This window comes from Mesorhizobium sp. M7A.F.Ca.AU.001.01.1.1 (assembly GCF_004022735.1).
GTDB classification, from domain to species: domain Bacteria; phylum Pseudomonadota; class Alphaproteobacteria; order Rhizobiales; family Rhizobiaceae; genus Mesorhizobium; species Mesorhizobium ciceri.
Map to the genome: position 1 here is coordinate 1 of NZ_RZPF01000035.1, position 16270 is coordinate 16270.

18 protein-coding genes are annotated in these 16270 nt (G+C 58.6%); 16 read left to right on the forward strand and 2 right to left on the reverse strand.

From position 1 onward, the window contains the following. The 5 genes from EN884_RS04025 to EN884_RS04045 all read left to right on the forward strand — a co-directional run. The coding region (locus EN884_RS04025) for a hypothetical protein (protein WP_206617553.1) at nucleotides 1-534 on the forward strand (534 nt) is incomplete at its 5' end. After that, nucleotides 531-1391, forward strand: coding sequence for a hypothetical protein (locus tag EN884_RS04030; RefSeq protein WP_063168363.1), 861 nt, complete (start codon nucleotides 531-533; stop codon nucleotides 1389-1391). The genes EN884_RS04025 and EN884_RS04030, both read left to right, overlap by 4 nt. 2 nt (nucleotides 1392-1393) lie before the next feature. Continuing rightward, the gene (locus tag EN884_RS04035; RefSeq protein WP_063168362.1) at nucleotides 1394-1978 is read left to right on the forward strand and encodes a methyltransferase domain-containing protein; all 585 of its coding nucleotides are present in this window, start codon (nucleotides 1394-1396) and stop codon (nucleotides 1976-1978) included. 44 nt (nucleotides 1979-2022) lie between these two features. Continuing rightward, nucleotides 2023-2967 (forward strand): hypothetical protein, encoded by a 945-nt coding sequence (locus tag EN884_RS04040; RefSeq protein WP_127224368.1) that lies wholly within the window; start codon nucleotides 2023-2025, stop codon nucleotides 2965-2967. A gap of 51 nt (nucleotides 2968-3018) precedes the next feature. Further along, nucleotides 3019-3615 (forward strand): SDR family oxidoreductase, encoded by a 597-nt coding sequence (locus EN884_RS04045; protein WP_063168360.1) that lies wholly within the window; start codon nucleotides 3019-3021, stop codon nucleotides 3613-3615. Here the strand turns inward: EN884_RS04045 and EN884_RS04050 are convergent. Further along, the gene (locus EN884_RS04050) at nucleotides 3612-3848 is read right to left on the reverse strand and encodes a helix-turn-helix transcriptional regulator (RefSeq protein ID WP_063168359.1); all 237 of its coding nucleotides are present in this window, start codon (nucleotides 3846-3848) and stop codon (nucleotides 3612-3614) included. The two genes, EN884_RS04045 and EN884_RS04050, sit on opposite strands and share 4 nt — an antisense overlap. Nucleotides 3849-3982: 134 nt before the next feature. Here EN884_RS04050 and EN884_RS04055 point away from each other — a divergent pair, with 134 nt between their 5' ends. The 7 genes from EN884_RS04055 to EN884_RS04085 all read left to right on the forward strand — a co-directional run bounded on the left by EN884_RS04055 (nucleotide 3983) and on the right by EN884_RS04085 (nucleotide 11065). Continuing rightward, a complete protein-coding gene (locus EN884_RS04055) occupies nucleotides 3983-4594 on the forward strand; it encodes a hypothetical protein (RefSeq protein ID WP_063168358.1) in 612 nt (203 codons plus the stop codon). A 292-nt stretch (nucleotides 4595-4886) separates the two neighbouring features. Next, the gene (locus EN884_RS04060; protein ID WP_127224367.1) at nucleotides 4887-5498 is read left to right on the forward strand and encodes a hypothetical protein; all 612 of its coding nucleotides are present in this window, start codon (nucleotides 4887-4889) and stop codon (nucleotides 5496-5498) included. Next, the gene (locus tag EN884_RS04065) at nucleotides 5495-6211 is read left to right on the forward strand and encodes a hypothetical protein (RefSeq protein ID WP_063168356.1); all 717 of its coding nucleotides are present in this window, start codon (nucleotides 5495-5497) and stop codon (nucleotides 6209-6211) included. Before EN884_RS04060 ends, EN884_RS04065 begins: the two co-directional genes overlap by 4 nt. A 66-nt stretch (nucleotides 6212-6277) precedes the next feature. After that, the gene (locus tag EN884_RS04070; RefSeq protein ID WP_063168355.1) at nucleotides 6278-7174 is read left to right on the forward strand and encodes an NUMOD3 domain-containing DNA-binding protein; all 897 of its coding nucleotides are present in this window, start codon (nucleotides 6278-6280) and stop codon (nucleotides 7172-7174) included. Between the two features lie 226 nt (nucleotides 7175-7400). After that, the gene (locus tag EN884_RS39320; protein WP_063168354.1) at nucleotides 7401-7895 is read left to right on the forward strand and encodes a hypothetical protein; all 495 of its coding nucleotides are present in this window, start codon (nucleotides 7401-7403) and stop codon (nucleotides 7893-7895) included. Between the two features lie 133 nt (nucleotides 7896-8028). Then, on the forward strand, nucleotides 8029-9726 hold the full coding sequence (locus EN884_RS04080) for a terminase TerL endonuclease subunit (protein WP_275955632.1): 1698 nt from the start codon (nucleotides 8029-8031) through the stop codon (nucleotides 9724-9726). Next, complete coding sequence (locus EN884_RS04085) at nucleotides 9719-11065, forward strand: phage portal protein (protein WP_063168352.1); 1347 nt, start codon at nucleotides 9719-9721, stop codon at nucleotides 11063-11065. Before EN884_RS04080 ends, EN884_RS04085 begins: the two co-directional genes overlap by 8 nt. A 631-nt stretch (nucleotides 11066-11696) precedes the next feature. Here EN884_RS04085 and EN884_RS39325 read toward each other — a convergent pair. After that, nucleotides 11697-12083, reverse strand: a complete 387-nt coding sequence (locus EN884_RS39325) for a hypothetical protein (RefSeq protein ID WP_063168351.1) — start codon at nucleotides 12081-12083, stop codon at nucleotides 11697-11699. A gap of 86 nt (nucleotides 12084-12169) precedes the next feature. On the opposite strand from EN884_RS39325, the gene EN884_RS04095 reads away from it, so the two are divergent. From EN884_RS04095 to EN884_RS04110, 4 genes are all read left to right on the forward strand, one after another. Beyond that, nucleotides 12170-13762, forward strand: a complete 1593-nt coding sequence (locus EN884_RS04095) for an HK97 family phage prohead protease (protein ID WP_063168350.1) — start codon at nucleotides 12170-12172, stop codon at nucleotides 13760-13762. A gap of 91 nt (nucleotides 13763-13853) precedes the next feature. Beyond that, nucleotides 13854-15173: a phage major capsid protein gene (locus EN884_RS04100; RefSeq protein ID WP_063168349.1), complete on the forward strand. Its 1320-nt coding sequence runs from the start codon at nucleotides 13854-13856 to the stop codon at nucleotides 15171-15173. A gap of 33 nt (nucleotides 15174-15206) precedes the next feature. After that, nucleotides 15207-15572, forward strand: coding sequence for a hypothetical protein (locus tag EN884_RS04105; RefSeq protein ID WP_063168348.1), 366 nt, complete (start codon nucleotides 15207-15209; stop codon nucleotides 15570-15572). Between the two features lie 39 nt (nucleotides 15573-15611). Further along, on the forward strand, nucleotides 15612-16121 hold the full coding sequence (locus EN884_RS04110) for a hypothetical protein (protein WP_063168347.1): 510 nt from the start codon (nucleotides 15612-15614) through the stop codon (nucleotides 16119-16121). Nucleotides 16122-16270: the final 149 nt, after the last annotated feature.

Sequence of the window (16270 nt, forward strand, 5' to 3'; positions counted from 1 at the left end):
TTCCAGAACCGCAGCCATGACGGCTCACGCGCCGCCAAGTTCGGGATAAAATTCAGCGAATGGACGACAGGTAGCCACATCTTGGTTGCCGGAACAAGCGACAAGGGCGCCGTCGTTGACGGCTTTGCACCGGAGGAATGGGAGCGCTGGGCGGTCGCGGAACTCCGCAGGCATACCGATCGCCCGATCATCTACCGCGCGAAGCCCAGTTGGCTTGGTGCGTCGCCTATCCCGGGATCGATGTTCCAACAGACTCGCGACGACGTCAGGAAGATGCTGGTGGGCTGCCATGCGGTGGTCACGCATCACTCGAATGTTTCGATCGATGGATTGATTGCTGGCGTGCCTGCCTTCTGCATGGAAGGGCTCGCGTCTCCGTTGGCATTGTCTGACCTATCGAAGATCGAAGAGCCGCGGCGCCACGGTGACCGCGAGCAACTCGTCAACGACATCGCTTGGTGCCAGTTCGACGTGCAGGAAATGACTGAGGGTGTCGCCTGGCGGCATCTTAAATCGGAAGGGCTCTTGCCTTGAAGGTCTGCTTTTATCGCTCGTCTAAACCCCGTGAGGGTCTGCTTGCCGATGCCTTCGCGCGCGGCGTGATCGAACACGGCGACGAGGCGGTTGTCAGGCAGTTGGATGGCGATGTTCAGGTCGCTTCAGATTGCGAAGTCGCGGTCATGGTCGGCGTGAAGAGCAAGGAACTCTATCAGGCGAACTGGCGCGCAGGGATTCACACCATCCTTTTGGATAAGGGTTATTCGCGGCACAGCGCCGGCGGCCCGATCAAGACATGGGAATACTGGCGCGTGTCGGTCGACGGTCATCACCCGACGCGGTATCTGATGAAGACGCCGCGGCCGGCGGACCGGCTGCAGAGACTGCGCCTGAAGGTCAAGCCATGGCGGACCATCGGTGACCACATTGTCATCGCTGGATCATCGGCCAAATACAACGCTTTCTATGGGCTTCCGGAGCCCACTGAATACGCAGAAAGCCTTGTCCGACATCTCCGCCAGTTCAGCGACCGCCCGATCGTTTATCGGCCGAAGCCAAGCTGGAAAGAAGCGGTTGCGATCGACGGTGCTCGGTTCTCCTACGGGGAAGGCGAGACCATCGACCAAGTTCTCGACGGCGCGCACGCGGTCGTCACCCACGGCTCGAACGCCTGCTTTGAAGCTGTCCTCGCCGGCATTCCATGCGTTGTACTTGGTGATGCGGTGGCGAAGCCGATCTCGTCGGTCAAGCTGGCTGACATCGAGTCGCCACTGATGGTCAAACGTCGTGATCGGAACCAGTGGCTGGCGAATCTTGCATACGCCCAATTCACTCTGCCGGAATACGCAGACGGCGAGGCGTGGCAGATCATCCGTCCGCAGATTTACGGGTAATCATGAAACCGAGCGAGCAGTACCGGGCCGCGCTTGCTGACGCCACGCGTCACCACGCCGAGCACAAGACCTATTCCGGCAAGTTCCTGCGGCCGCACGCTCCTTTCATCAAGGAGATCATCGAGCGCCTGGGTTGCGAGACGATTCTCGACTACGGCTGCGGCAAGGGCGAGCAATACGCCTGGCGCAACGCCGATCCGACCGGGTCCATCCCGGTCGGCATGACGATTGAGGAATATTGGGGCATCCCGGTCACCAAATTTGACCCGGCCTATCCGCCATTTGCCGCCGAGCCTATTGGCAAGTTCGACTTGGTCATCTGCACGCATGTCTTGGGATCGATTCCGGTCCTTGATCTGCCGTGGGTGCTCGACCGGCTCTACTCGCTGTCGAACAAGGCGCTCTACATCGCCGAGAAGATCGCGCCGGTGAAGAAGAAGGTTTTCAAGAAGCCGGACCTGCATCCTTTCGGCTGGAACGCCACTCGCTGGATGACGGCGATCAAGCGCGAGAAGCCCATCGAAGTCGTCCTGTCCGTGCGCGAGAAGCGCGCCGACGGCGTCTTTGTCGAACGGTTCTCCATATGAGGGTTCGCGTCCTTGGCGCCGGCTGGTTCGGTTGCTCCATCGGATTGGCGCTGATCGCCGCCGGCCATGACGTCGAGGTGCATGAGAGCAGCGGCCGCATCTTCAACGGCGCATCGGGAAACATCCCGGCCAGGCTGCATCTTGGAGCTCCGCACTATCCGCGGTCCTCCGCCACGCAGAAGGCCTGCCAAGAGCACCAGGTCGAGTTCCTTGAGCGATACGGGCAATTCACACGGTCAATCCCGGTGAACATCTATGCGGTCGCGCGTGACCATTCGCTGATCGACTTCGGCACCTACACGAGGATCCTACGCGATCAAGTCGAGTTCCTGACCCTCTACGATCCGGCCGAGTTCGGCCTGACCTATGTCGAGGGCGGCGTGATGCTCGGCGAGCGCCATATCGTGGTCGACGACGCCAAGGCCTTCTTTGCGAAGGAACTGGACGGGGCAATCAAGTTCAACACGACAGTCGGCGAGGTCGATAGCCGCGACTATGATCTAAGTATCGACTGCACCTTTTGCGCCAATGACAGCGCCGGGGTCGATCGTTACGAACCCTGCCTTGTGGTCCTTCTGAATGGGCCTACCGACAAGTGCGTCACAATTACAGACGGTCCGTTCCCCAGCCTTTACGTGTGGAACGAGGATCTCGGTCTGTCGAGCCTCTCTTCGGCGAAATGGACGCCGTTTTCGAAGAACTGCAAGACCTGGGGTGAGGCGAAGGCCCTGCTTGATGGTCTGAGCGCCGCGGACATTGAGCGGCAGGCACAGTTCATGATCAGCGACATGGCCGGCTTCTACCCGGCGGTGCGCGATCTCTATCAAGTGGCGGATTACCGCCTCAGCATCCGCGCCATGCCGCTTTCAGGGTCAGACAGTCGATTGGTTGACGTCGTTCGCGTCGGCGAGCGCGCGCTGAGAGTCCGCGCAGGCAAGATCGATGCGGTGATACAGGCCGAGCGGATCATCAAGGGGATGATCGCGTGATGTCTTTGGCCGATCTTTTGGCCGATCTTTTCGGCTCTATCGGGTTGTGACATGACCATCGTCATCACCGGCTGGCGCAGTGCCATAGCCGAAGCGTTCCGCACACTTCTCCGTTCTGCCGAAGTCACCGTCCACGGCAAGCCGATGGAGCCGAACTTCCCGATCGACGCGCAGCGCTATCTGTTCTGCCAGGGCCTGCTTCGTCCGAAGAAGTACGACGATCAGACTGAAGCCGAGATCAAGGAAGGCATCGAGGTAAACTACACCTCGATCGTCCGCGCCTGCGACCTGATCTTCGCCGGCAACGAATTCGCCCGGGTCTGCATCATTGGGTCCGAAAGCGGATACCGAGGATCATTCGATGAGAACTACGCTTCATCGAAGGCGCTGATCCACAGCTACATCGAAACCAAGCGTCTGACGCAGCATCAGCAACTGGTCGGCATCTCCCCGGGGATCATCGGCGACTGCCGCATGACGACATCCAGGACTGACGTCGACAACCTCATTCGCCGGCGTGATGAGCACCCGAAGAAGAGATTCCTCGAGGCAAGCGAAGTCGCCTCGATGGCGAGGACATTGATCTACTTCCAGCCCTACGTCTGCAACGTCGTCATCAGGATGCACGGCGGATTGGTCGACGGTTAAGAGAGTCGAACTCCAGCGCCGCCGTCTATTAAATCATTCTTCGCCAGCAGGATGACACCGGAGCGCTTTATGGCCTCTTCGAGTGCTGTCAAATTGTTTGCCATTGGAGTGGATCTTCCGGCCTCAAAGTTGCGGAGCGTGCTGAGGCTGATTGATGCCATATCTGCCATATCTGCCTGCGAGATATCGAGGAGAGCGCGAGCGGCCCGGCATTGCTCTGGAGTGATTGTCATGGTTTCTCCTTGCAAGTGATTTTCGATAACCATAACGAAAATCGTTTGACAAGTCTAGACTGACGAAATATGTTCGCCTAAACGATAATCGTTATTCGCCATTTAGGCGGATGGCAAGGCGACCAGAGGACCGAATGAAAATCCAAGTGACCATTCAGGGCATTACGCCCCTGTTGATGAACAGGTTCACCGAGCATAACGAAGTGGCCGTTTCAAGCGGTACATCGGTGAATTTCAAGGGCGACCGCGGGACACCAAGGCAGCAGGCGGAGCCGAAGCGGTATGCTGATGGTGACGGCAAACTCTATATCCCCGGCCCGAACATTTTCGCGTGCATCATTGCGGCGGGAACATTCCACAAGGCTGGGAAATCGAAACTAACCACGCTGCGGACATCACTCATTCCTGCCGGCATCATGGTTGATGACCTTGTCTGCAATTTGACTGACCTTGATGGTGATCCGCTGACGGAATGGGAAGTCGATAGCCGTTCGGTCGTTATCCCGTCGACTGGCGGCCGCATCATGTGTCATCGACCGCGCGTAGACGTATGGGCGGCAAAGTTCACCTTGGACGTGGACGAAACAATGTTTTCACCATCGCTTGTCCGTGCAGTTGTGGATGACGCTGGTAAGAAGATCGGGCTCGGCGACTTTCGTCCGGCCCGAAAGGGCCCCTTCGGTCGTTTCGTTGTTTCCCGATGGGAAATAGTGAAAGACGGCGGCGGTCTTCTACAGGCAGCTTAGGCTGCTCACGGTCCGATCAGGCTGCGCATCGTCGGGCATTGTATGGCGTGGTCCGGCGCGGCATGGTTAGGCGGCGCTGACCAAGGTTAGGTAGCGCAGGGCGTGGCAAGTTGCTGTTTTGCAAGGATATGGCGGTCTTCGGACCGCCATTTGCGTTTCTGGCCTCCCCAACAAGGATTTGCTGATGACTGTTCGAGTCTGCTCCCTTTGCTGGGGCACGGCATGGGAACGCTATGGCCGCACGTTCGCGCAGACTTTCGCGGATTATTGGCCGGCGGATGTCGAACTGGTCATGGTCACCGACCGCTTCATTGGCCTCCCGCGTGGCAAGCAAGCGCCGCTGGAACTGATCAACGGCTACCGGGCATTCCTGGACCGCTGGAGCAGCGAAATGGCCGCCATGGGCCATCGGGCGCCGGCGGGCACGAAAACGAACGAGAACGGCTACTCATGGCGCCATGACGCTGTGAAGTGGATGCCGCAGGCGCTGGCACCCATCCCGGGCATCGAAGGTCTTGAGGATGGCGACATCTTCGTCTGGTTCGACGCCGACACCGAAACCACCGCGACGGTTCCGGCCGGCTGGATTGAATCGCTGCTCGACGGCGCGGACGTAGCCTGCATCAGGCGGCCGGGGCGTCACACGGAAATCGGCTTCTACGCCATGCGCATGAGCCCGGGTACGCGGCGCGTGCTGCGCCTGTTCGCCGACTTCTACCTCAACGACTCAGTGTTCAAACTCACCGAATGGCATTCCGCCTTCGTCTGGGACCGCGCGCTCGAGACGGAACCGGAACTGAAGGTCAGCGATCTCAATCCGACCGGCGCCCGCGGGCATGCCTGGCCCAAGACGCCATTGGCAGCCTGCACTGAGCATCACAAGGGCAAGAGAAAAGACCAATGAGGCACGTCAAGCACGCCTTCTACATCGGATTCGATCCGCGCGAGGCTGCGGCGTTCGCCGTGACAAGGTATTCGCTGAACAAACATCTTATAACCCCCGTCCCCGTGAGAGGTCTGGTTCTTGCGGATCTTCGCGCTCGCGGCCTATACACTCGACCGACTACCGTGCGCGATGGTCGCCTTTGGGATGACATCTCCGGTGCTCCAATGAGTACCGAATTTGCGATCTCTAGGTTCCTGTGCCCTCATCTGGCGGGTAGCGGATGGGCAATCTTTATGGACAGCGATATGCTAGTCCGTTCAAACGTCGAAAGGCTGTTCAAACTTCTCGACCCGTCGAAGGCAGTGATGGTTGTCAAGCACAACTTTCAGCCGCCGGAAGGGATCAAGATGGATGGTCAAATTCAAACCAGGTATTCTCGAAAAAATTGGTCAAGCGTTTGCGCTTTCAATGCGTCGCACCCGGCGAACGCTGCTTTGACAGTGGAGATGGTGAACTCACTGCCTGGGCGTGAATTACATGCCTTCTGCTGGTTGGAAGATAAGGACATCGGGGAACTGGATTGTTCGTGGAACTGGCTGGCCGGTCACAGTGATCCGGAAATCGAACCAGACATATGCCATTTTACCGATGGGCTGCCATTCATGTTGGGGCATGAAGACGCTCCATTCGCAGATGAGTGGTGGCAAGAATTGTCGAACTGGGCTATATAGAAGCGAGCCGCCACGGTGTTGGAAGCACCGTGACGGCCCTAACCGAAACGATCATGTGAGGATCGAGTGGCTAACGACAGCATACAGCAAATTTCCGTCTTCATATATGGCCTGATTGATCCCCGCGATGGTCAACTGCGCTACGTTGGAAAGACCAAGAATTCCTTGAAATCTCGCCTTCTCGCCCATGTCAGCGACGTCAGGCGCGGCCGAACTTATATCCCTCGTCACAAATGGCTCTGTGACCTGCTGCTTGCCGGTGAATTCCCGGAAATTGTCGAATTAGACAGGGTTGCCTCCGACGCATGGCAAGAGGCCGAGCAATTCTGGATTGGCTATCTTCGTTTCGTTGGATTGCCACTGCTGAATGGCACAATCGGCGGCGACGGCACTATCGGGCATAAAATGTCCGAGGAAATTAAGAAGAAACTCTCAGATGGCGCCACCAAGCGGTATCAAAATCCCAACGAGAGAAGAAGGACCGGCGCTGCTGTCAAGCGCGGTCAAGACACCGACTCTTATCGGGCTTATATGCGCGAGCGGGCGGCGAAGTGCACGCCGGAGAGTTTGGCCAAACTCCACGAGGGGACGAGAAGATATTGTCGGTCCGAAGAGGGCCGGAAAGCAATCGCAGATCGAATGCGCGGCAAGGTTGTGTCTGAGGCGACAAGGAAAATTCTGTCTGAGCAGCGTCTAGGAGTAAAACTCCCCATCGAGACGCGCTTGAAAATGGCAGCGTCTAGATTGGGCAGAAAACACAGCGAGGCGACCAAGGCAAAGATGAGGGCGGCGATCAATCGCGATGCGTCATCCTTGCGCACTCGCGAGCGTTGGCTGGACCCGGAATACGTAGCCAAACAAGCGGCCGTCAATCGATCCGCCAAACTCAAATCAAAATGGGCCGACCCCATGTGGCGGGCAGAGCGTCTGGAACGACAAAGAGCGGCAAGAGCGAAGACATGAACCTGCAACCATCATCCTCAAGAAGTATGTAATGTCCGGCCTACGATCGCCGCTCAATTTCGCCAACACGGTCGACTACGAAGCCATCAAGCGCCATGCATTTCATGACCAAAACATTGTGATAGTCCGTTTGGACGATCCGAAACTATCCTGGGCTGATCGCGAAATGCTCCGCGCTGTTGGTGAGCGCCTATACGGAGCGCCTAAGCCGGCCGGGAGGTAGGTTATGGGCGGTATTGGCAGCGGCGGCAACGGCAGACTTACGGACGCTGAGAAACGCGCCAAAGGCACATTCCGAAACGACCGGACGGATGAGATCTACGCGGCCAAGGCCGCCGAGAAGGTTGTTGTCGGCCCTTGGCTGACTTCGATTCCTGAGCCGACCATTCCGCTGAATGCGGTCGGCAAGGCAAAATACGACGAGATCACTGCGCTCCTCTTCGCCACCAATAAGCTGACCAAGGTCACCTGCGGCGACTGCGAGCGCATGGCCGTGATGCACCAACAGATGCATGAAAGGCTGACGGCGGGCAAAGCGGTCTCGATGGATCTTATCAAGCGCATGGATGCGATCAGCGTGAGGCTCAGGATTGCAGAAGATGCGCCAGCGATCGCGAACCCCAACCAAAAAAACAGGTTCGCCGGGTCGGGGTTCTCCAATAGCAGGACTTCACCGATCACACTGCGGCCACATCGCGCCGCTGGAACTGGTAAACTCTGAAACCAACGAGATTGAGCTCGTTCCTGATTATCCGGCGATCGCCAGGCTGTATGCCGAGGTAGTCGCGTCGGGACGGCTTCCTACCAATCGCCTGCTTGTTTTCGCGGCGCAACGCTATCTCGACATGCTCGAGATGGCGGAGAACCCGAAGAACGATTTTTGCTACTCGCCTATCCATCTGGTCGACTTCTGCCGTTTTAGCGAGAGGCTGAGGCACTTCGAAGCCGGCAACTGGCAATTGAACCAATTCGATGAGGCCGGAGACCCAGATCCTCGCATCATCCTCGAGCCGTTTGAGATATGGATCGAATCCGCGATCCACGGTTTTCGGATGCGCAACAATGGCACCCGGCTCGTCAAGACAGCACTCGAACTAATTTCGAGAAAAAATGGGAAGTCGATTCGGGCCACCCGTGCTGCACTATTCGATCTCTGCTGCTCCGGAGGCATGGCGCCGGAAATCCCGATCGCCGCGTTTTCTTCGAAACAGGCTGACGACACGCTGTATGGCGACATCGTCAAAATGCTCAACAACGACGACGAGTTGAAGGAGCAGTTCAAGATCCGCGTGACGCAGGAGGAGATCACCTCCAACGGCGGCCGCATCTTCAAGCTGACCCAGCACGGCGATCGGATCGACGGTCTCAATCCGTCCTTGGCGCTCTTTGAAGAAGGTCACGCCGGCGCGGCGCTAGTTTACAAGGTTGTCGATTCCGCCTTTGGTGCGCGGCCGAACGCGCTGCGTCGCATGATCACCACCGCGGGTCACTATTCGGAGGGCCCGGCATTTGACCTCCTAACCCAGGCTCAGATGATCCTTGAAGGCAAGGTTCAGGATTTCACGTTCTTCGCCGCGATCTACACGCTGGATCGCGAGGACTACACCAACCCGGAAACCAACGCGATCGACTGGGATCGATTGCTGACAGACGAAAGCCTGATCGAACGGGCCAACCCGATGTACAGGGTGGCACTTGACCCGGTGGTCATCAGGGCTGCAGTGAACGAGGCTCTCCGGCTTCGTCCAGATAAGCGGGGTGAAGTAGCGCGTACCCGCTTCAATATCTGGACCGGTGCCGGGATGACGCTGATCGAGGCTTCGGCCTGGGGCCAGTGCAAGCGGCCGGTCTCGCTTTCTGACTTCTTCGGCATGAAGTGCTGGATCGGCGTCGATCTGGCGCAAGTGCTCGACATGTGCGCGATCACGCTGCTGTTCGAACTGCCGGCCGGGCAGCTGGTGGCATTCGCCAAGTTCTTTCTGCCGGCGGAATCGCCTACAGCGCGGAATCCTGATCTGGTCGACCATCTGGCGACATGGGAAACGCAAGGCCACCTTGTCCTGACGCCAGGCCCGCTCGCCGACCACGACCTAGTGCGCGCCGACATTGAAGCTTTCTGCGACGTGTTCGACGTCCAGGTGATCGCCTGTGACCCGGCGCAGGCGCACAACACGGTGAAGTACCTCTGGGATGGCAACCGACCGGTGGTCGTCTATCCGAACTCCGCGAAGACAATGACGGCGCCGACCGACGACATCCTTGGTCGCATTGCAGCACAGACTATCTGGCATGACGGGAACCCGGTTCTCGCCTGGAACGCGCAAAACGTTCATGGCGAGCGCAAAGCTAACGGCTCGATCATTCCGAGAAAAGAAAAAGAGAATTCACCTCGCAAGATCGATGGCTTCGTCGCCCTTTGCTTCGCGAATGGCTGCCGGATGCAGCCGGATGAGGCGAAGCCCGCTGGCGAGGTAGCCGGCACTTCGACTGACCCGTATCTGACGCGAGGCATGATTGGATTCGACCAGATGGTAGGTGACGGCAATGTCTGATGTCGAAGAGACGGCCGTCGTCGCAACCGAGTCCCGCCAAATGGACCTGATCGCGAAGGACCATGGCACAGAAATGACCATGGCGGAATTTACGTCGTGGTTGGGCGAGAACATCGCCAGCGCCAGTGTGCAGAATGCGCTGAAGCAGGCCGCATTCTTGCTGTGCTGCGACGTCATCGCCCAGGACATCTCTAAGTCCACGCTACGGCTGCGGGAGAGGCTTCCAAACGGCACATCTCGCGTTGTGCTGCCAGAAAAGCATGAGATGGCTGCGTTCCTCGCCCTTGAGCCGAACCGCCGCCACACATGGCCAGAGTTCATCGAAATGATGGTGCTCTGGGAGTGCTACACCTCGAACTCATATGCTGGTGTGCTGCGCAACAACTTCAACGATCCGCTGGAACTGATCCCATTCCAGACCGGTCGCGTCAGGACGCTGGTCGAGGGTCGGGACATCTTCTACGACGTCACAGCCGGCACCATGCAGGAACAGGCGCTGCTCGGCGCCGTGTCGATGACCTTCCATGAGAGGGACATGATCCACGTCCGTGGACGCATGATCGATGGACAGGATGGTTATTCGACGCTCATCGCCGGCAAGGACGTATTGGAGACGGGAAGCGCGATCGATGATTTCCGCACTTCTCTCTTCAGTGAAGATGGCCAGGTGCGCGGTGTTTTCAAAAAGAGCGGCGATGGCGCCATCGACGAACTCGCGTTCCAGCGGCTGCGGTCCCAGCTAAAGATCCTGATGAAGAGGTACAAGGCCGGTGTTGAACCGGTCGTCCTTGAAGACAACATGGAATTTCAGCCGATCGCGTCGAAACCGCAAGAGATGGAATTGACCAAGCAGTTCTCGGAACAGATCAGCCAGACGTGCCGGTTGCTTCGTGTCCCGCCGTACAAGGTCTTCCAAATGGATGGCCAAAAGTACGACAACCTCGATACTGCCGAGAAGATGTACGTGGGCGACACACTCATCCCGCGCGCCGAGCGTTTCGAGCATCGGTACGACAAGATCCTCCTGAGCCGCAAAGACCGGCTGAAATACTTCTTCCAACACGATCGCGAGGAAATGACGCTCCGCGACTCGCAGCGCGAGACCGAGCGCATCAAGACGCTGCTCGAGCGCGGCGCTATCGAAGTCGATGAAGCCAGGGCGATGCAAGGCTTCAATCCATTGCCGAACGGTCAGGGCCAGGTTCGCCTGATCCCGGTGAACATGAATGTCGTGGACCGCGACGGGAAAGTCATCGTCGCCGCATCGTCAACGGTCGATCCGAACGCTCCGGCGGCCGATCAACCAGCAACCGACGCAAAGAAGAAGAAAGACGCTTAGATCCTCACAATTGGAATTGTTGGAGGGCCACCAGATTCCTACATACAGACGGACCGCCGCAGCGTTGGAAGCGCCGCGACGGTCCTAACCGAAACGATCATGTGAGGATCGAGTGGCTATCCAAGAATTATTCGCTCGCATGGGCGACAGCAAGACCATTCAGTTAAATTGTCAGCATTGCGACAAATCATTTGTCCGATATCGGTCGCAGATCAAAAAAGGCAACCACAAGTTCTGCGGCCAAGAGTGCAAACGCGGGGCCGCCGGGGGATCGTGGCTTGTCTGCGTAGGGTGCGGTGGCGATACATACCGCAAGCGCTATCAAGCGGAGAAGATCGAAGCGTCAGGGGCGAATGTATATTGCTCCAGGGGATGTCAGAGTAAGCACAAGACGTTCTCGCGGACATGCAAAAATTGCAACTTGTCATTCTCGAAACCAACCAGTCAGGCCGTCGGCCTAAATCGAGATTCGCTTTGCAGCATCCAATGCAAAGAGGCGTTCGATTACATGGAGACAAAATGCAGTTGGCCTGGATGCTCTGAGACATTTCGGACAAGAATTCAGAGAAAGACGACCAGAGGCGTAGAGGGGCAATATTTCAGGACCGATTTTAACGGCACCATGAGGCTTTCATGGAGGCCAATCTGCGAGTTCCATCACAATCTTTGCTCCCAATACGTTGGCGGACACTACAGGGCGAACGGCAGACTCAAATGGTTTGATGATCCAGAGATAAATCTTGGATCGAGGGGCGTAAATCAGCCGATCACACGGCTTTTGATTTTTGCCAAGACCGACGGGAAATGCTCGCATTGCGACCGAAGTCTCGACTTCAATGGTGGCCACTCCGAGTGGCACATCGACCATACCATTCCAGTCTACAAAGGCGGGAAGACAAACTATCCAAATTTGCAGCCGCTTTGTCGGATCTGCCACGACGTAAAGACCTCTGTCGAGAAATCCGAGGTCGGTCGCCTTCGCCACAAAATGACGAAACTGGGCCGCTGGCTCACTCATACCGAAAAAGACGAACTGATCGCCGAGTTGCGACGCGAGATTGATGTTCTGCGCGCGTCCGCGAACAAGGAAAAGGAGTTGGGCGCATGCCTAAGAAAATCAGCATCGACGAAATCATCGCGAAGCGCAAAGACATTGGATCAGATGTCGCTCCGATTATGAAGGCCGCGAAGGCGCCGGCGTCGTGGAATAAGGAATCGCGATCGGCGCGGTTTGTCATGAATGCCCAGGCGGTGGACCGCTATGGTGACATCATTGTTACTGCCGGTATCGACACAACTGAGTTTGAGCGCAACCCGGTCGCCCTTCTTTTCCACAATTCGCGCACATGGCCTGTTGGCAGTTGGGGCAATCTCGAGAAGGTTCTAAAGGGGCGCCCGCCCCGAATTGAAGGAGACATCGTCCTTCTTCCTGCGGGCGGTCCGGTCAAGGAGATCGACGAAACCGAGTGGATGATTGCAAACGGAGGTATCCGGGCTTGCTCCATCGGGTTCATGCCGGATTGGGACAACTACGAAATGATCCTCGATGACGAGGAGCGATGGACAGGCGGTATCCAGTTCAACAAGTCAATTTTACTCGAGGCGTCGATTGTGGCGATTCCCGCGAGCCCGCAGAGTCTGATTAAAGCAGCCGGCCGCGACATGAACCTCGCTCGTGAACTGCTTGAGGACGTTCTCGACAACTGGGCCAAGACCCCGGAAGGCTTGCTCATCCCGATGGATGAGTATCGCGCCAAGCACTTCGATCTCAATGGCAACCGCTCGATCTTCGTCATCGACAAGGCGTTTGCGCCGACGGCCAAGACCTTCGTTCCCGTCGCCGACATGACGCTTGAGGCGACAACCCAAGACGAGGCAGTCAAGTTCGTCGGTGCGAAGGTGACGATCGATCCCGATCATGCCGAAAACAAAGGCGCTCCATTCTCCGACAGCCTGGCGAAAGCGACCGGGGAGGTCATCGACAGTTGGATCGTCGATGAAGGTGTGAACAAGGGCGTTCACGCTCTCGCTGTGGAATTTCTGACAGACGCCTGGAGCGGCATGTTCCGCGGCATCAAGGCGGACCGGTTCCTGCTTGCTGAGAAGGCAATCGCAGACGGAACAGCTACCGTCGATGAAGCTCGTGATGCTCTCGGCCTTGATCCACTGCCGGTGGCCGACGTCACCGACGAGAAGAAGGGTATGGACCTTCTCACGGACGAAGTCCTCGACGCCTTCGCCGCACAGATCAAGGAAGCCGACATCGTCGTGCTCCGCAATGCTGACGAAGTGAAACTCGTGATCGAGCGTGAGGGTGAATCGGTCGGCGAACTGGTCCTGCCGCTGGATCTCACCATCCGGCAGATCGACGAGGTTTCGCAGTCCATCTGCGATCGCGTGACCAAGGCGAAGGAAGAGCCGGAGTCGGAGAAGAAGCCAACGTCAGTCGGCTCGATCTCCATCGAACTGGACACGGCCGAGGCAACCGAAAAATTGACTGCTCTCCAGCGCCTTCTCGAGTCCGTCGGCGCCACGATGGCGAAGTTCTTCGGGACCAAGGACGTCGAGAAGGACGACCCCGACGACGAGCCGGCAGAACCGCCAGCGCCGCCATGCGAGGAAGAAGTAGAGGCCGCCAAGGCGGCAACCGCAGCCATCCTCGCCCGCTTCGCCTCCAAGGGTCTGATCGAGGCCTAACACCACATTCCAGAATTCCGGGCCGGGCAACCGCCGGATCAACAAGCCGCTCCGCAAGGGCGGCTTTTTTCATGAGCAAAAGGAGACAACCATGCTCGCAATCCTGAAAGCCCGGCTGAAAGAACTGGTCGGCGAAATCAAGGCCCTCACGGACAAGACTGACATGTCCGCCGAGGATTTCACCGGCCTCGAGACCAAGAACACCGAACTCGAAGAGATCGAGAAGAAGATCGATGCGCTGACGAAGGCTGATGAAGCCCGCGCCCGCGCCGCTCTTCCGGCAAACGATCCGGCCGGCTCCGTCGAGCGCACTCCCGCTGAAGTCGCGGTCAAGCTGACCACGGTCGAAAAGACCGGGCTCATGATCGCCGCCATGGCTCGCGCCTGGATCGAAGAGAAGGCCGGCGGCCCCAAGGCTGTCTTCCGTCACCTCGAGGCGGCCGGCTACGGCCATGTGGCCCGCGAGTTCGACTCCGCCCAGAAGACCCGCGCCCTGAATTCGGGTTCGGCGGCCGCTGGCGGCGTTCTGCTTCCGGAAGCCATGTCGAGCGAGATCATCGACGTTCTTCGCCCGACGACCACGTTCCTGCAGGGTGGCCCGCGTCGCGTGCCGCTGATCAACGGCAGCTACAAGATGCCGAAGGCGGGTTCGAGCGCCACCGCCGGATGGCGTGGTGAAGGCCAGGCCATCGCCAAGAGCCAGCCGACCTTCAAAGAGATCAACATGGTGGCGAAGTACGTCGACGCCCTCGTGCCGATCACCAACCAGCTCATCCGCTATTCGCTGCCGGATGTGCGCTCCTGGGTCGAGATGGACATGGCCAACGTCATGGGCGTCGAGATCGACCGCGCCGGTTACATCGGCGAGGGCACGGCCTACACCCCGCAGGGCATCACCACCGTTGCAGGCGTCACCACCGTCACCCTGACGGCCACCGGCACCGCGCCGACGGTCGCGCAGATCGAGGCGGACGCTTCCTCGGCGGAGCTCGGCATGATGAATGCCAACCTGCCGATGCTGGGCGCCAAGTGGGTCATGTCCCCGCGCACGTTCATCCACCTGCAGAACATGCGCGACGGCAACGGCAACCGCTACTACCCGGAACTCCAGCTTGCGAGCCCGATCTGGCGCAACAAGCCGGTCCTGGTCACCACCCAGAATCCGGTCAATGGCGGCGCCGGCACCGACGAGACGCAGATCTGGCTGATCGCCTTCGGTCACGTCCTCTTCGGCGAGGGCATGGGCATCTCGTTCTCGGTCTCGACCGAAGCGACCGTGGTCACCAACGGCGTTGCCGTGTCGGCCTTCCAGAACGACCTGACCTACATCAAGGCGTCGGCGGAGGCGGATTTCGACATGCGCTACCTCGAAGCCGTGTCGGTCATCCCGGGCGTTCGCTGGGGCGCGTAAGCGCCTCTTTGACTCACTGATCAGGAGATCTTCGTGAAAGTAGTCAAAAAGACCGGCCTCGTGCCGGTCCATTCCACCAAGACCGGCCGCATCTTTGGTGTGACGCCGGATACGGCTCGCAAGATGCTCAGGGAGAAGGCTGCCGAGTTGGTCAACGTGCCGGAAGGCATCGAGACCTTCGAGGTAGCCGACTCCGTTGAGCCGAAGCAGCCGGCCGAAATCAAAGAGGTGACCGCAGCGCCCATCCCGGACGATTGGGAGAGCATGCACCACCTCCAGAAGGTCAAGTTGGCCAAAACCCTCCCCGGTGGCGAAGACGTGAAGACGCTTGCCGCCGCCGTCGAGGTCATTGGCGCTGAAATTCAGCGGCGCGCCGCTGCTGTAACTCCGTCGGAATAATTCGGCGGAGACGAAAACGCACGAGAAGGAGATTCCAACATGCGTGCAAATATGCTCGACGGCGGCGCTTACAGCCGCACTGCCTTTGCTGCAATCAACAAGACAGCCGTGGCAGCCGGCTCCGGTGACGCCACCGAAGTCGACTGCGCCTGGATCGATCGCGAACTTGAAGGCATTGGCATGGCACAGTCCGCCAAGCTGGTGATCGCCTTCACCGCGACGCTCGAAACCGGCGAGACCCTGACCTTCGCCGGCAACTTCCAGGACGCCACCGCGCTCGCCGGCACTGGCGTGGCTGACTTCGCCACGGCTTTCGCGGCCGCTGTCGTCGCCACCGGTGACTCCGGCGGTTCGGTCGAAACCGGCACCTACGAAGTCGACATCGACCTCGCCGGCGCCCGCCAGTTCGTCCGGACGCAGATCACGCCGAACCTTTCTCGCGGCGCGACCGACACATGCGAATGGTCGGCGGTCCTGGTCCTGTACGGCGATCACAACCAGCCTTCGACGCAAGCCACCTACAAGCTGGGCACGGCAGACGCGATCTAATGCGCAAGGCGGGCCTTCGGGCCCGCCGACTACCTCGGGGGAGGGCGGCATGGCCAACTATCTCAGCAATGTCGGTTCTGCCTTTTCTCGCCTGCTGAACACGCTCATTGGCGGAAGTTCAGACCAGACGCTTTCGGCCAGGATTGGCC